The following is a 1032-nucleotide window of genomic DNA, read 5'->3' on the forward strand; positions in this document are numbered from 1 at the left end:
GGCGTGATCATGGACGTCGTCACGCCGGAGCAGGCGAAGATCGCCGAGGACGCGGGCGCCGTCGCCGTCATGGCGCTGGAGCGGGTCCCGGCCGACATCCGCAAGGACGGCGGCGTGGCCCGGATGTCCGACCCGGACATGATCGAGGGCATCATCGAGGCCGTCTCCATCCCGGTCATGGCCAAGTCCCGCATCGGCCACTTCGTCGAGGCCCAGGTGCTGCAGTCCCTCGGTGTGGACTACATCGACGAGTCCGAGGTCCTCACCCCGGCCGACGAGGTCAACCACTCCGACAAGTGGGCGTTCACCACCCCCTTCGTCTGCGGTGCCACCAACCTCGGTGAGGCCCTGCGCCGCATCGCCGAGGGCGCCGCGATGATCCGCTCCAAGGGCGAGGCCGGCACCGGCAACGTCGTCGAGGCCGTCCGCCACCTGCGCCAGATCAAGAACGAGATCGCCAGGCTGCGCGGCTACGACAACAACGAGCTGTACGCCGCCGCCAAGGAGCTGCGCGCCCCCTACGAGCTGGTCCGCGAGGTCGCCGAGCTGGGCAAGCTCCCGGTCGTGCTGTTCTCCGCCGGTGGCGTCGCCACCCCGGCCGACGCCGCCCTGATGCGCCAGCTCGGCGCCGAGGGCGTCTTCGTCGGCTCCGGCATCTTCAAGTCCGGCGACCCGGCCAAGCGCGCCGCCGCCATCGTGAAGGCCACCACCTTCTACGACGACCCGAAGATCATCGCGGACGCCTCCCGCAACCTCGGCGAGGCCATGGTCGGCATCAACTGCGACACCCTCCCCGAGACCGAGCGCTACGCCAACCGCGGCTGGTAAGCACCCCCTGAGGACTGCACCCACATGACCGATGCACCTGTCATAGGCGTCCTGGCCCTCCAGGGCGACGTACGGGAGCACCTCATCGCCCTGGCCGCGGCCGACGCCGTGGCCAGGCCGGTGCGGCGCCCCGAGGAACTCGCCGAGGTGGACGGCCTCGTGCTGCCCGGCGGCGAGTCCACCACCATCTCCAAGCTGGCCGTC

General features: G+C 70.6%; 1 protein-coding gene and 1 pseudogene. Both read left to right on the forward strand.

Translation table 11 applies throughout. The features are described 5' to 3' along the window. Window positions 1–828 (forward strand): pyridoxal 5'-phosphate synthase lyase subunit PdxS (gene pdxS, locus ACZ6CZ_RS38100; RefSeq protein ID WP_469030707.1); only part of this gene is annotated, 828 nt, incomplete at its 5' end. A gap of 24 nt (window positions 829–852) precedes the next feature. Further along, a pseudogene (locus ACZ6CZ_RS38105) lies at window positions 853–1032 on the forward strand (pyridoxal 5'-phosphate synthase glutaminase subunit PdxT); the annotation flags it as partial.

The sequence above is a fragment of the Streptomyces sp. NPDC041135 genome, assembly GCF_055592085.1.